We start from the raw sequence: 13,580 nt of genomic DNA on the forward strand, positions 1-13,580 counted from the left end.
TGGTGGGGCCGGCCGTGGTGATTGACAAGAGCGCCGAAGCCGCCCAGGACCCCGACTTCCTGCTGGAGCCCGAACACTTCGAGCAGTGGCAGCAGGAGCATGGCCCCTTCCCGGAAAACTGCTGGGTCATCTTCCGCACCGGCTGGTCCGCCCGCGGCGGTAACGCTGTGGACTTCATGAACGCTGACGACGCCGGCCCCCACACTCCGGGGGTCTCTGCGGCTGGAGCCAAATGGCTTGCCGGAAATGCCTCCATCAGCGGCTTCGGCGTGGAAACGGTCGGCATTGACGCCGGCCAAGCCGCGACGCTGGACCCAATGTTCCCCGTCCATTCGTTCCTGCTCGGCGCTGACAAATATGGTGTGACGTCGCTGCGGAACGTTGATCGCCTCCCGGTCACCGGCGCGACGCTGGTGGTTGCACCCCTGCCTATCGTTGGCGGGACCGGCAGCCCCAGCCGCGTTTATGCGCTGGTTGAGAGCCCCGCAAGCACAGCATCGGAGCCGGGCGCATGAGCGAGCAGGTAAGGGTCTCTACGCTGGTGGGCCGGACGCTGGCAAAGCTGGGAGTCGGTCACGTCTTCGGGGTGGTGGGTAGCGGCAACTTCGATGTCACCAGCACGCTCATGACCGCCGGAATTCCGTACACTGCTGCCCGCCATGAGGGCGGCGCTGCCACCATGGCCGATGCCTACTCCAGGATGTCGGGCAAGGTGGGTGTGGTGACCACGCACCAAGGATGTGGGCTGACCAACGCGATCACCGGCGTCGGAGAAGCTGCCAAGAGCCGCACACCGATGATTGTGCTGACTGCCGATACGCAGGCGGCGGCGATCCGGTCCAACTTCAAGATCGACCAGGATGCACTGGCGCGCAGCGTCGGTGCCGTGGCGGAACGGATCCACTCCCCCGAAACGGCTGTAGCGGATACCGTCCGGGCGTTCCGAACAGCGGTGAACGAACGCAGGACCGTGGTCCTGAGCTTGCCCTTGGATGTCCAAAGCGGAACCGCCGCGGACACGGTGAGTACCGTCGTCGTGCCTGTACCGGCGCGGCTTCGTCCGGATACGAGCGCAGTGAACCAGTTGGTGGAGCTGATCTCGAGTGCGAAACGTCCCGTGTTTGTAGCGGGCCGCGGCGGCAGGGGCGCCCGGGATTCCATCCTGGCCCTGGCCCGGCATGCGGGGGCGCTCGTGGCGACCTCGGCTGTAGCCAACGGACTGTTCAACGGCGATTCCCACAGCTTGGGCATCTCCGGCGGGTTCTCCTCTCCCCTGACCGCGGAACTCATCACCTCAGCGGACCTGATTATCGGGTGGGGTTGCACCCTGAATATGTGGACCATGCGTCACGGCCGGCTGATCTCGGCCGGAACAAAAGTAGTCCAGATCGACGTCGAAGATTCCTCATTGGGCGCCAACAGGCAGATCAGCCTGGGCGTGCTGGGTGATTCCGCCCTCACCGCCGAGGACGCCCTGGACGAACTCAGGACCATCCAGCCCGCAGCGGCGGAAAAGTACCGCACCGAGCAGAACGCCCTGGCCATCAAACAAAGTGCACGGTGGCGGGACGTGGAGACTCCGGACCTTGGCACTGCGACGTCGATCGATCCACGGGTGATCAGCCGGGAACTGGATACCATCCTTCCCGCCGACCGGATTGTCGCAGTGGATTCGGGCAACTTCATGGGCTACCCCAGCCAGTACTTGGCGGTGCCGGACGAATTCGGGTTCTGTTTTACCCAGGCATTCCAGGCCATTGGCCTTGGCCTCTACACGGCAATCGGTGCGGCCATAGCGCAACCACAGCGGTTGCCGGTCCTGGGCGCCGGCGACGGTGGGTTCCTGATGGGCATCAGCGAACTGGAGACCGCCGTCCGGCTTAAGTTGCCGCTGGTCTGCATCGTCTACAACGATGCCGCGTACGGCGCTGAGGTCCACCACTTCGCGGAGCACCACCCGCAAGAGGAATTGGGCAGCGTGTCCTTCCCCGAGACGGATATTGCCGCGATCGCCCGGGGATACGGAGCCGACGGCGTGACCGTCCGGACGCTGGAGGACCTTCAACCAGTACGGGAATGGGTTGCCGCGTTCCGCGATGGCGGACAGGACCGGCCCTTGGTGATCGATGCCAAGATCGCCTCGGATGGTGGCTCCTGGTGGCTGGCGGAGGCCTTCCAAGGACACTGATCCTGGGTGGGGCGTTGGAAAAGGTTGGGGCGCAATGCTGCCCCAACCTTTTCCGCCGTTGCGTACTTTCACACAGTTCTTAAAGGGATGCGACTGCTACCGCATCTGGTTCTGCAGGTGATCCGACGACGGACAGCGCATAATCATGGGCCTTGGGACCCAATAGCTCGTGCAGCTTGGTGAAGAGCTCCTGCGCGGCCAGTCCATGCCAATTTTCAGGCAGGTATTCTTCCGGGAGCCCGGGGTCCATATAGGGAAGCCTCCGCCACTGGGTTACCAGGGGAACGTAATCCATAAAGGCCTGCTTCAGCGGTTCGGCCGCCCCAGCCTTCTCTTCGTGCTTCTCCCAGCGACGGAGTACGGGCTGATGCCGTGCAATGAAGTCCGTGTACAGGGCCTCCAATGACGGCAGATCCCACCATTGGCCCACCTTCTCCTCCAGGTGGCCGCCGGTCAGGTGGGTTGCCTTGAAGAGCTCCACGTACTCCATGAGCGCGGCCCGCCGCAGCTGGTGTTCGACGTCGGACGCAAGATTTCCGGGTGCGATCCACAACCCCGGTGACACCTGTCCACAGCCAATTCGGGTCAGGATGCTCCGGAGTTTGTGCCGCAAGTGCCTCTGTGTCTCGGGGACCGAGAAAGAGGCGAGGAGCCATGCGTCGTCTTTGTCCGCACGGCGGGGAGCGAAAATCCGTTCGTCACCGGCATTGAAAACGTCCTCGAGTTCCGGCGATAGCTTGTATGCCGCAGAATTCCCGCGTTTGACACTGACCAGGACTCCGCGTTTCTTCAACCGCGACACGGACGAACGTACTCCGGCTGATTCAACTCCCAGGTCTCCCAGGAGTTGTACGAGGTCCGCGATCGCAAACGTTCCGTCCTGATGCCGGGCATACAAGCCATAGACAGTGACGATCAAGTGTTGGTGGCGCGGCGTCGGGGCAACGTCCGGCGCGGCGTCGGCCTTGGCCATTCAGCGCTACCTCTATTGGTTCAGGGATGGACTTAGGGTCTTAGGCTACAGCCCCGATTGGCGTGCCGGGTTTTGGTGGCGGGCTAGATGAAGTAGAGGCCCGCCCACGGTGTAGCGACCGGCGTCGACCCTTCGAAAACCGAGCGGAACTCTTCATCGAGCAGTGCGCGCATGGTCCGAGATACAGGGACTGGAGTGGAGGGCTGATTGCGCGTAAATTGGCGCCAGGCTGGGCATCTCATCCCGCGCGTCCAGAAGCAGGCTGAAGGTGGCAATCAGAAAGCGGAAGGAAACCAAGGTTGAGTGAAGTCATAGACAGGCTCTTGCTGGCGATGAACGCGCACGATCCCGAGGGGATGGCAGCTCTGTTCCACGAGAACTACCACAGCGAGCAGCCTGCCCACCCTGGCCGGACTTTCACAGGCAGGGGTCAGATGCACGCGAACTGGGCTGCCATGTTCGCTGGAATACCTGACTTTCGGACAGAATCGATCCGCTCAGTCGACGACGGAAACACCACATGGACAGAATGGTCATGGACCGGTAATCGTACCGACGGGCAACCCTTCCAAGCCCGTGGGGTCACACTCTTCGAAGTAAACGACGGCCTGATCACGTCCGGCAGGCTGTATATGGAGGACGTCGAAGCGGAGGCAGTGGGGATCGAGCAAGCCGTTGAAAATCTATCCGGGCGCCGGCCGGATCCGGCCGGGTCCTAAGCCGGGAAGGGGAACCTATGCTGATCTGCGCAACCTGCGCCGTCGAACGCGACGAGCCGGCGCCCGAACTCTGCCCGATCTGCACCGACGAGCGGCAGTACGTGCCCGAGGACGGGCAAAAGTGGCTTTCGCTCGACGAGTTGGCGCAGGCCGGCCAGCAGTTACTGCTGGAGGAGAACGAGCCCGGACTTATCGGCATCAGAACCGCGCCGAAAGTCGGGATCGGCCAAACTACCCAGCTTGTCGTGACACCAGAGGGTTCGCTGCTGTGGGATCCCGTTGGATTCGTTGATGACATCACTGTGAAAGCAGTCCTTGAGCGAGGCCCCGTTGTGGCGATCGCAGCCAGTCATCCCCACATGTTCGGGGTACAGGTGGAATGGTCACGCCTGCTTGGCGACGTGCCCGTGCTTGTGGCGGACGCCGACCGGCGATGGGTTGGCCGCAATGATCCAGCCATCTCCTACTGGACCGGCAGCAGGACCATCACCGAAGGGTTGACACTGCACCAGACCGGAGGCCACTTTCCCGGCAGCGCAGTGGCGCACTGGACTGCAGGAGCGGGCGGCAAAGGAGTCCTGCTGACCGGCGACAGCGTCTTTCCTAATCCAGACCGCCGATCCATCGCCTTCATGCGCAGCTACCCGAATCATCTGCCGCTATCGGGAGCGGTAGCCTTGCGGGTCGCCGCGCAGCTGGAAGAACTCACGTTCGACAGGATCTACGGCAACTTCAACAACATCATCGCCTCCGGAGCCAAAGCCGTTCTACACGATTCGGCCCAACGGCATGCAGCCTGGGCGCGAGGAGACTTCGACGACCTGACGTGAAGATAACGATTACCCACTGAACCGAGAGTCTCGCCCGGAGACGCAGGATTGGCACTACTCTGGGGACTGTGACCAAGATTCCGGACTACCCCTTGAAGCAGAAGATTCCCGTGCTGAGCGACGTCGCCAAGGCAGCGGGGGTGTCCGTTCCCACGGTTTCGCGTGTTCTGACCAGCAGCAAGTATGTTGCACCGGAACTCCGCGAACGGGTAATGACAGCGGTCGCCGAGCTCGGCTACAGGCCCAACGGCGCTGCCCGGGCAACCAGATCCGGGAAACGATCCATGGTCGCCGTGTTGACTGGAGCGACCTCGAATTACGGTTATGCCAAGACCATCGAGGGCATCGAGAAGGCGGCTCGGGCCGCGGGCCTCTCAGTGATCATTTCAGTGATTGAGTCCGACGACGACGACGCCRTCAACGCGGCCATCGACCTCGTCCTTTCCCAGCCCGTGGCTGGCGTCATCATCCTTGAGTTCGACCGGCCGGGCCTGGCTGCAGTGAAAGCGTTCCCGAAATCTGTCCCCTTGGTCTCGGCCGGAGGGGGAAGCAGGCGCACGGGAAAAACTCCGGCGGCGCTTCTGGATGAGCGCGGTTCCGGGAGGGACGCAACCAACCACCTGCTGTCGCTCGGGCACCAGACCGTCCATCACGTTTCAGTTCCGACGATGGGAAAGCACTCGGGCCGCACCGAAGGCTGGCGGGCAGCCCTGACCGCTGCGGGTGCCCCGGTCCCGCCGGTGTTGCACGCAACCTGGGAACCGGCCAGCGGTTACCGCGTGGGGAAAGAGCTTGCAGCCAGAGACGACGTCACTGCGGTTTTCTGCGGCAATGACGATGTCGCCATTGGCGTGATCAGTGCCCTCCTCGACAGCGGTAAGCGCGTCCCGGAGGACGTGTCTGTGGTTGGTTTCGACGACCAGCCGCACGTGGCTATGTGGCGGCCCGCCTTGACCACCGTGCGGCAGGATTTCCGGGACCTGGGAGCTAGGGCTTTTGCACTTCTTGCCGCGACGGTTGCCACTGGCGAGGTGCCTGGTTCCTCCGCCGTCAAACCCGAGCTCGTTATCCGGGAGTCAACTGCCGCCGTCAGTCCAACCACCACTCGTCCCGCCAGCTAAGACTGGCGTGCCCGCCTCCGATGCTCATGGGAAGGATGATGGGGAGGGAGTTATAGAGGTCGTGCTGGTTCCAGCGGTCGCCGATGTAGATGTGGGAAACACTGCTGGATCCGAGGACAGGGACTACGGCGCTGACCTGGGAATCAAACGTTCGGCTGCCGGGCGGAGCGAAATCATGCCATTCAGACCATGGCCCCTCAAGGGAAGCGGCTGTTGCGAATTTGTTGTCGTTCGTGTTCCAGCCGGTCAAGTCTGATCCAAACAGATAATACAAATCACCAACGCGCACCAAACCAGGCGATTCGTAACCATGGCTTCCATCATTTCTCAGGGTGGTGGAAAGAACCGACTCAACACTCAGATAGTCCGGGGCCAGGCGGTACAGATGCAACCCGTTTTCCCGGTCTTCAGACATCAGCACACCGAGGCCGGAGGGCTCCTGGTACACCCCAATATCGCGGCTTGAATTGCCCAGCGGACGGGAGCTCCCCAGGTACTCATAGGGGCCTATGAGTGAGGTTGATCGGGCATAACCAAGCCTGGCTTCGGCGTAGTCGGGTGAGTCGATATGCAGGAACATCACGAAGTACCCTGTGGCGGAATTAAAAAGCACCTTCGGCCTCTCAACGATCCTTTGTGGACCCAGATCGCCGGCGCCTTCTCTGCGAAGGGAAGTCCCCTCGTGGCGCCATACGGCGAAGTTCTCGGTTGAGTAGCACTCGACGGAAGTAAAGAGTGCTCCTGCACTTTTTTCTTCACCCCATGCGTAGTATCGGCCCTCGTGGAACAGCACACCCACTCCATGGAGTTGGGCGACGTCACCGTGCTGGTCGGTCACTGCTGTGGCTGTTCGGACGGTGGCCGCCGTCTGTTGGTAAGGGCTCATATCTACACCTGACTCTGGAGTTAATGGACGTGTTCTTAGGCATGCAGGAGGATCAGTCGTGCGCTGTTTTCTTCGACGAGCGTGACGTTGAGCGTCGCCGCACCGGCCGTCGTCGCACCGGCCACCGCCGGAATTACGACGGCGTCTGCCGCGCCCCAGGGCGGATACGCCACGGTTACGCTGGGGTGCTCTCCAAGCCAGGCAGGCAGGTCAATTGATTGCTGCTCTTCACCTCCCCGCCTGTGAACAACGACGGCAAGCGTCCGTTCTCCAAGCCGCGCGCCCTGCGCGATCCACTTGTCCCGCCAGCCCGGCAGTCCCAAGGGGAAGGTTGGCACGCTGGATGAAATATCGGCGCGCAGGGCCTTATAGGCATCAAGGCCCGCACGGATCACGCCCAACTGCCCGGGGCTGAGGGTATCGATCCGGCCCCCGAGGTGTACGCGGGAGAGGAGCGCGCTGGCGATCGAGAACGCCAGTTGCTCATCACCCATTGATCCATCCACGGAGGCCCAAACACCGGACTGTTCGGGGGTGATGGCAAGCGGTGCGGCAGCTGAGATGGGCGGCGTCTTGACGAAGTCCTGCTGATCCGTCAGCGATTGGATGGGGAAGACGGCACCGGACGCACCGTCGGTTCGGGATCCACCGGCCGCGCAACCTTCAACAGTCAGTCCGGGGTGCCGATCCATCACAGCGGACACGCACTCCAGATAGGCACGGTTGTGCTCCAGGAGACCTGCACCAGTGGCACCGTTCAGGTCTGTGCCTGCGCCGATATCGACGTTGTAGTCCAGTTTGAGATACGCAAGATCGAAGTCAGCCATCAACCGGTCGACTACCCCGTCCAGATGTGACCTCGCAGCAGGGTGCCGCAAGTCCAGCTGGTAGCGTCCCCATTCCTTGACCCGTCGGCCACGGCGCACGAAGAAGGCCTCGGCAGGCAACTGCTCAGCGATTCGACTTCGCGCACCCACAACTTCAGGCTCCAGCCACAACCCCGGTTTCATGCCGGCGGCCCGGATTTCTGCAATCAGGCCGGCCAGACCGCCGTCGGGGAAGCGGGTCACGGAGGGCTCCCACTCCCCTACCGAATCCCACCAGCCGCCGTTTTCGTCGTCGTACCAGCCGGCGTCGATGCAGAAGACTTCAACGCCAAGTGCTGATGCTGCTGCAATCAGCGGACGCTCCTTTGCGGTTGTGGGATCCGACATGAGGCCGTTGAGAAAGTCGTTGTAAATAACGGGAAGCTCAACATTGTCGGTGTGAGGCCTGCGAATCCGGCGACGGTAGGCAGTAAGTTCCGCCGTGACAGCATCAATACCGCCGGCGGGCACCACAGCCACCGCCGCCGGAACAGTGGTGAAAGCTTCGCCCGGTTGGAGCGTCAGCGCCCACTGGTGTTCAGCGGCCGTCGGACCGGAAACTGCGAGGTAGAGGTCGTTGTACCGGTCCCCCAATTCGTAGTGCCAGGCTCCGTTGTGCTCTACCTGCCACGCCAGCATCGCCCCCGTGGCAAGATCTTCCAGGATTCCCATGGGAAGGTGTTCTGCCGTGGACCATGCACCGGTGGACGTCAAAGCGATCCGGTTCTTGGAACCGACTTGCTCGTATTCCACCATGCCCACGTTGTACAGGCCCCGCTCGGCAAGACTGGCACGCCGCCAACGAAATTCGCCGGACCACGGGTTCGCTGCCTGCCATAGACCCATGCCCTCCTCCCAGTCCCGGGAGCGGCCCAGCCCCGAAAGAACCAGGGAAGACACATATTCAAGCCCGACGGCGGATGCCCCGGCCCGTAGCTCAGTCCAGCTTCGCAGGACCGAGGACCCCGGCGCCAGCTCATAATAGACAGTTGCCTCAAGGCCGGTCTCCGGATCGCGGGCAAGCAGGCACAGCCGGGCGATGCCGCCGGTCTCAGATTCACGCACTTCGATGAGTCGCAAACGTTGGGCAGCAGCGCCGTCGACGTGCCGCTTGCCCGCGGTGCCATGCCGACCGTCACCAGCCAGTGCAATCTCCACAATGGGCAACGCGGACCGACGCAACCCCTCCAGGTCCGGCAGTGAAAGCTGAACGTGCCCGATGGCAAGCAGCCTCGGAGCCATATGCTCACCATGGAGAATGTGCAAGGTCAGGCAATCATTACCCCACGCCAGGACATCCCCTCCTTGGGGAACACCCGCGGTTGGCGGCTTGCTCTCAAGCTCTGAACTGGCGTGCGTGAGGGTCACGGTGCCCTCCAGGAAGTGTTCATGGGTAAAGCTCTCCTTTTGTCAGTCGCTGAAGATGGATCCGACGGCAGCAGTGGAGCCGCGGATGATAAGTTTTGGTTTAACGGTGGAAGCAGTCGGCGGCTTGGGATTGCCGTCCAAAGCCTTTTCCAGCAGCCCGAACGCGCGGGAACCGAGGTCCTGGAAGTCCTGCCGGATGGTGGTTAGAGCTGGGCGCCACATGGCCACATGCGGCTGGTCGTCAAAGCCCACCACGGAAACATCCTCGGGAATGCGCCTGCCGGATTCCACGAATGCCTTGATGACGCCAATCGCCACGTCATCATTCCCGCAGAACACAGCCGTAACATCACTTTGGGCGGCGAGTTTCCGGCCCACGCTGTAGCCGCTGGAAGGCTCCCAGGTAGCGTGCAGAATGCGGGGAAGAGGAATCCCCGCTGCTGTCAAAGCTGCCTTCCAACCCTCTGTTCGGCCGGACTGCTTGCCCATGGTGGGAACTGCTATGTGGTGCACTGTCCGATGCCCCAGCGAAAGAAGGTGGTCGGTAGCATCCTTCCCGGCACCATGTTCATCGAGCAGAGCGCTGGTGGTTCTGGTGGAACGGGGTGTTCCTCCGCCGGCCACCACCATGGGAATGGAGCGCGGAAAAGCCTGGACGGCAGCAAGTCCGGGGCGATCGAATTCGAGGATCACTACGCCGGCCACGGGTTGGGAGAGGACGAGGTCGATTGCGGCGTTGACTGCTTCTTCGGCATCGGATTCCACGACCGCGATGATGATTGACATGCCCGCTTGGCGTGCAGCTCTCTCAATGCCTTCAATGGTTTGGGCGTATCCATAATTGGACGTAGCGCCCGTCAGAACCGCCACCATGGAACGCTTTCCGGACCTTGTGGCTCGAGCGGCCACGTTGGGACGATAGCCGAGGTCATTGACTGCTTTCAGTACCCGGGTCCGGAGGCTGGGGGCAACGTACTTGCTGCTCGTCAAGACACGGGAAACCGTTGGAACGGAAACGCCGGCAGCCTTCGCGACATCCCCGAGGACGGGAGGTTTCTGATGCGTGGGGGTCTGCTTCTTAGGGCTCTCGCTCATGGGCCTTACTGCCCTGCCAGTGGCTGGAACTGAAAGTCCGTGAAGTCGGCAGTAAAGCTCTGGTCGCGCAGGTCCTGTGCGGCGACGCCGACGAAGGCCCCAGTGAACCGCAATGTGTCCCCATGATCATCGGACAATTGGAGGGCATTGAGTTCGGGCCCAATCCGTTGCAGCGGTTTACCCAGGTCGGACCAGAAGAATTGCAAACGTCCGCCGTCAAGAGTGGCTTCCAAACGGAGGGGAAAGCTCGATTCCACCATAACGGACCCGAAGGAATGCAGGCCCTTATACGGGTCTTTCTCGAACACTTCGAGAATCTGCTCAGTTGGTGCGTCGCCATCAAGCAGTTCTCCCCCGGCTTCCCGTACGGTCGTCCTGAGGTAGAAGTAACTTGAGGTGTTGTAGTAGAAAATGAGTCCGGCGCTTTGAGTGAAATTGGTTGGTTGCGCTTCAACGGTCACCCCCGCCCTCAGGCTGCCGCTGGTCAAGCGGCGCGCCACCAGTGACTGCTCCAGGACCGAGTCCGTGCTGTATCGGCCCTTGAGGCGAAGCCATCCAGGCCGTTCCGAAAGGCTGGCCCACTGTGATGAGACGGGATGCCTCAGGGAACTCCAGGGCCAACCCAGAGTCAGGTGGCCATCATTGGTCACCGCTTCTGTGGCGAACCCGCCAACGGTGCTGGTATCAGCAGCCCGAGCGGCCGGCATCGACGTCGAAACCGGAGCGGCGCCGTCGAACGTTGGTTTTGGACCTTCCACCGTCAGCGACGGATGCCAGCCATCCTGATTCTGGCGCAACCAGCCGTCGTCAGTAAACCGCATCCGCTGAATGCACGTCTCGCGTCCGAGAATGGAATAATGCTTGCCGTCCTTTTCAGCCCACCGGCTAGCCAAATGTGCCAGGAAAAGGGTCCCATCCTCAGCGACGGCGATTTCACCGTGCCCGGCCTTTTGCAGCATGTGGGTGGGATCGTCGCGGGAGGTCAGCACCGGACCGTGCGGATCCGGTTCATAAGGGCCGAAAAGAGAACCGGAACGCATCATGGCGATGCCATGGTTCTGACCCGTTCCGCCCTCGGCGAGCATGAGGTAGAAGCGGTCCTTGAAGAAGTAGAGATTGGGTCCCTCGATGAGCTCGGCACGACGATGAATGATGCGAGGCTCGCCAATGGTCGCTGTCCCGGTTGCGTTCAGCTCCTGGAGGTTGATGCCGGCGAAACCTCCGCGCCCGGTTGGCCTGTGGTCCCATTCCATGTTCAATAGCCAGTGGCGGCCCTCGTGATGAAAGATGGATGGATCAAAACCCGTGGTGGTCACACGGGCAGGGGCTGACCAAGGACCGGCGACGTCGGCCGCACGTGTGATGTAGGTGTCCATGTCTTTGTGTGGTCCCCCGAAACTCCGGACCACGGTAAAGACCAGCCAAAAAAGGCCATCAGACCAACTCAACGAGGGCGCCCAGACACCTGCCGAATCCCCCAGTCCCCTGAGTTCCAGAACCGCGTCCGGGCCGCTGAACGAGCCGGCAAACTCCCAGGTTTTCAGGTCCCGGGAGCGGTGGATCGGGACAATTGGGTACCACTCGAAGGAGCTGTTGGCCAGGTAGAACCACTCACCTACACGGATAAGGGACGGATCTGGCGAGAACCCTGGCAGGACAGGGTTGCTAATGGGGGTCACTAATTTCTCCATGCTAGGAAAGCTCTTCGGGGTAGGCGAACGGCTGGCCCTTGACGTACCGTTCCATTTCGGYCACCACGTGGTCCCCCATGCGGAGCAGTTCGGTGCCCATGGAACCAGCGATGTGCGGCGTGAGCATGACGTTGGGCAGCTCGTAAAAAGGATGTTCCGGGGGCAGCACGTCTGGCACTGCCACATCGAGGATCGCGTTGATCCGTCCGCTGGCCAGCTCTTTTTCGAGGGCTGCCTGGTCCAGGACCTCGCCTCTCGCCGTATTAATGAGCGTGGCGCCATCCTTCATTGACGCCAGTTCGGACGCCCCGATCATCGCTGTGGTTTCCGGCGTGACGGGAACATGCAGGGAGACAATGTCGCTCCGGGTCATCAGTTCCTGCAATGGCAGCAACGTCACGCCCAAGGCGGCTGCTTCTGCCTCGTCCAGATAGGGGTCATGAATAACTACGTCGAGATCGAACGGCCGCAGCAGCTTGGCAACCTGGCGGCCGATGCGGGAAGCTCCCACCAGACCCACGGTTTTCTCGTAGTTTCCCGCCCGGGGAAATTCCTGTTCACGGTCTATCGGCCCACGGCGTTCCCCATACATGCGGGCGCTTTCGAAAGCTTGTTTGTTGGCGAGCAGGATCATGGCCAGCGTGTACTCGGCGACGGGACGTCCATTCGCCTCACCAGCATTGGAACCCACAATTTTCCTGCCTGCGGGAATCGGCCCTATGTTTCCCGCGATGACCCCACCGGCATGGATGATGGCACGCAGCTTGGGGGCTGCGGAAAGGACGTCCCCATCGATTTTCGGGCATCCCCAGCCGGTAATGAGGACTTCGACGTCGGCAAGTGCTGCCTGGGCGCCCGGCGTCGAGAAGTCTTTGAAAACCGGTCCGGGAAGGTCCACCAACCGGTCCAACGTGCTCATCGCGGCATTCGAGAAAAGCTTGGAGAAGAGTTCAGGCGGTGCCATGACTGCCATGGCGACGGGCTTTGCCCGTTGCTTGCCCTTCCCCTCCAGGGATTTCGTGAAAAAGTTGGTTGCGGTGTCCATGAATCTGTATTCCATATCGCGCCGGATGAAGTGGGACGCGCCGTCGAATACCTCAATCGCGGCGCCTGCGGTTCGGGCGATCTGCTGGTGCCGCGGCGTGATCCCGGTTCTGACGGTGCCAGTGATAATCAGCGTAGGAACGTCGGATGCCGTGAATGACGCCAGCAACTCCGGCCATGGCGTGCTTGGAATGACGTTGCCGTTGCGCACCAGGTTTGTGTCGCAATCCTCCTGCGCCTTGCAACTGCGCTGAATCTCGGCCTCGCTCCAGTTGGGCCACTCGCGTCTCCTCATCTGCACACGTTCTTCCGGCGTGCGGGATTGAACGTCAACGAGGTGAGCGTAGGCGGCTTCTGCAACATCACGGTCCTGCAGCGTCGTCACTGGTAGCCGCCAGAATGGATCCTCGAGGAGGACACCCGCCGGGCGAAAATCGGCAGGTGGCCTTTTCAACGCGCTGGCGGCAACGGCGGCTGCAACGCCACCGCCGGCAGAGTGCCCATAGTAAAGAGCCGGGAGCTGTGCCACGTCCTGCAGTTCCTCCAACTCGAGGAGGTCCAGGACATCCCTGACCATGACATCCCCAGGGTGTTCCCGAAGCTCTTGTTCTGACCAGCGGGGCGAACTGCCATGCCCGCGAAGATCCATTGTCAGGACTGCCCATTGCCGGGAAATCCAGTGCGGACGGGCAGCTTCGAGGCACTCTGCAGACTCCATCAGGCCGTGGATGGCGATGACGACGGCAGTGGCCGGTGACTCGGGCAGCGCCAACCGGTATGACAGCATCAGGAACCTTTC

Annotated in this window: 11 protein-coding genes; 5 read left to right on the forward strand and 6 right to left on the reverse strand. The window is 61.8% G+C overall.

Going from position 1 to position 13,580, the window contains the following annotated elements; genetic code table 11:
• A partial coding sequence (locus tag AB4Y87_RS22245; protein ID WP_442006426.1) for a cyclase family protein occupies positions 1-515 on the forward strand: 515 nt, incomplete at its 5' end.
• Positions 512-2,188 (forward strand): thiamine pyrophosphate-binding protein, encoded by a 1,677-nt coding sequence (locus AB4Y87_RS22250; protein ID WP_442006427.1) that lies wholly within the window; start codon positions 512-514, stop codon positions 2,186-2,188. The genes AB4Y87_RS22245 and AB4Y87_RS22250, both read left to right, overlap by 4 nt.
• A 79-nt stretch (positions 2,189-2,267) precedes the next feature.
• On the opposite strand, the gene AB4Y87_RS22255 is transcribed toward AB4Y87_RS22250, so the two are convergent.
• Positions 2,268-3,161, reverse strand: coding sequence for a PaaX family transcriptional regulator (locus tag AB4Y87_RS22255; protein ID WP_442006428.1), 894 nt, complete (start codon positions 3,159-3,161; stop codon positions 2,268-2,270).
• A gap of 299 nt (positions 3,162-3,460) precedes the next feature.
• On the opposite strand from AB4Y87_RS22255, the gene AB4Y87_RS22260 reads away from it, so the two are divergent.
• From AB4Y87_RS22260 to AB4Y87_RS22270, 3 genes are all read left to right on the forward strand, one after another.
• Positions 3,461-3,880 carry a nuclear transport factor 2 family protein gene (locus AB4Y87_RS22260; RefSeq protein WP_442006429.1) on the forward strand — a complete coding sequence of 140 codons (420 nt, stop codon included), beginning with the start codon at positions 3,461-3,463 and terminating at the stop codon, positions 3,878-3,880.
• Between the two features lie 17 nt (positions 3,881-3,897).
• Positions 3,898-4,710 carry a hydrolase gene (locus AB4Y87_RS22265; protein ID WP_442006430.1) on the forward strand — a complete coding sequence of 271 codons (813 nt, stop codon included), beginning with the start codon at positions 3,898-3,900 and terminating at the stop codon, positions 4,708-4,710.
• Positions 4,711-4,778: 68 nt separating this feature from the next.
• Positions 4,779-5,831 carry a LacI family DNA-binding transcriptional regulator gene (locus AB4Y87_RS22270; RefSeq protein ID WP_442006431.1) on the forward strand — a complete coding sequence of 351 codons (1,053 nt, stop codon included), beginning with the start codon at positions 4,779-4,781 and terminating at the stop codon, positions 5,829-5,831.
• On the opposite strand, the gene AB4Y87_RS22275 is transcribed toward AB4Y87_RS22270, so the two are convergent.
• From AB4Y87_RS22275 to AB4Y87_RS22295, 5 genes are read right to left on the reverse strand one after another with little or no spacing between them, the layout of a single operon-like run.
• On the reverse strand, positions 5,800-6,717 hold the full coding sequence (locus tag AB4Y87_RS22275) for a family 43 glycosylhydrolase (RefSeq protein WP_442006432.1): 918 nt from the start codon (positions 6,715-6,717) through the stop codon (positions 5,800-5,802). The genes AB4Y87_RS22270 and AB4Y87_RS22275 overlap by 32 nt on opposite strands.
• Before the next feature lie 35 nt (positions 6,718-6,752).
• Positions 6,753-8,951 carry a glycoside hydrolase family 36 protein gene (locus AB4Y87_RS22280; protein ID WP_442006433.1) on the reverse strand — a complete coding sequence of 733 codons (2,199 nt, stop codon included), beginning with the start codon at positions 8,949-8,951 and terminating at the stop codon, positions 6,753-6,755.
• Positions 8,952-8,993: 42 nt separating this feature from the next.
• Positions 8,994-10,046 (reverse strand): LacI family DNA-binding transcriptional regulator, encoded by a 1,053-nt coding sequence (locus tag AB4Y87_RS22285; RefSeq protein WP_442006434.1) that lies wholly within the window; start codon positions 10,044-10,046, stop codon positions 8,994-8,996.
• Positions 10,047-10,051: 5 nt separating this feature from the next.
• Positions 10,052-11,725 carry a family 43 glycosylhydrolase gene (locus tag AB4Y87_RS22290; protein ID WP_442006435.1) on the reverse strand — a complete coding sequence of 558 codons (1,674 nt, stop codon included), beginning with the start codon at positions 11,723-11,725 and terminating at the stop codon, positions 10,052-10,054.
• 13 nt (positions 11,726-11,738) lie between these two features.
• Positions 11,739-13,568, reverse strand: coding sequence for an alpha/beta fold hydrolase (locus tag AB4Y87_RS22295; protein WP_442006436.1), 1,830 nt, complete (start codon positions 13,566-13,568; stop codon positions 11,739-11,741).
• Between the last annotated feature and the right edge of the window lie 12 nt (positions 13,569-13,580).

Source organism: Paenarthrobacter sp. RAF54_2, from assembly GCF_052113945.1.
GTDB lineage: Bacteria > Actinomycetota > Actinomycetes > Actinomycetales > Micrococcaceae > Arthrobacter.

What these genes read in the sequence shown, in the direction of transcription:
- AB4Y87_RS22250 (WP_442006427.1), top strand. Translation starts at nt 512, where the DNA reads ATGAGCGAGCAGGTAAGGGTCTCTACGCTGGTGGGCCGGACGCTGGCA.
- AB4Y87_RS22255 (WP_442006428.1), bottom strand. Translation starts at nt 3,161, where the DNA reads ATGGCCAAGGCCGACGCCGCGCCGGACGTTGCCCCGACGCCGCGCCAC.
- AB4Y87_RS22265 (WP_442006430.1), top strand. Translation starts at nt 3,898, where the DNA reads ATGCTGATCTGCGCAACCTGCGCCGTCGAACGCGACGAGCCGGCGCCC.
- AB4Y87_RS22275 (WP_442006432.1), bottom strand. Translation starts at nt 6,717, where the DNA reads ATGAGCCCTTACCAACAGACGGCGGCCACCGTCCGAACAGCCACAGCA.
- AB4Y87_RS22285 (WP_442006434.1), bottom strand. Translation starts at nt 10,046, where the DNA reads ATGAGCGAGAGCCCTAAGAAGCAGACCCCCACGCATCAGAAACCTCCC.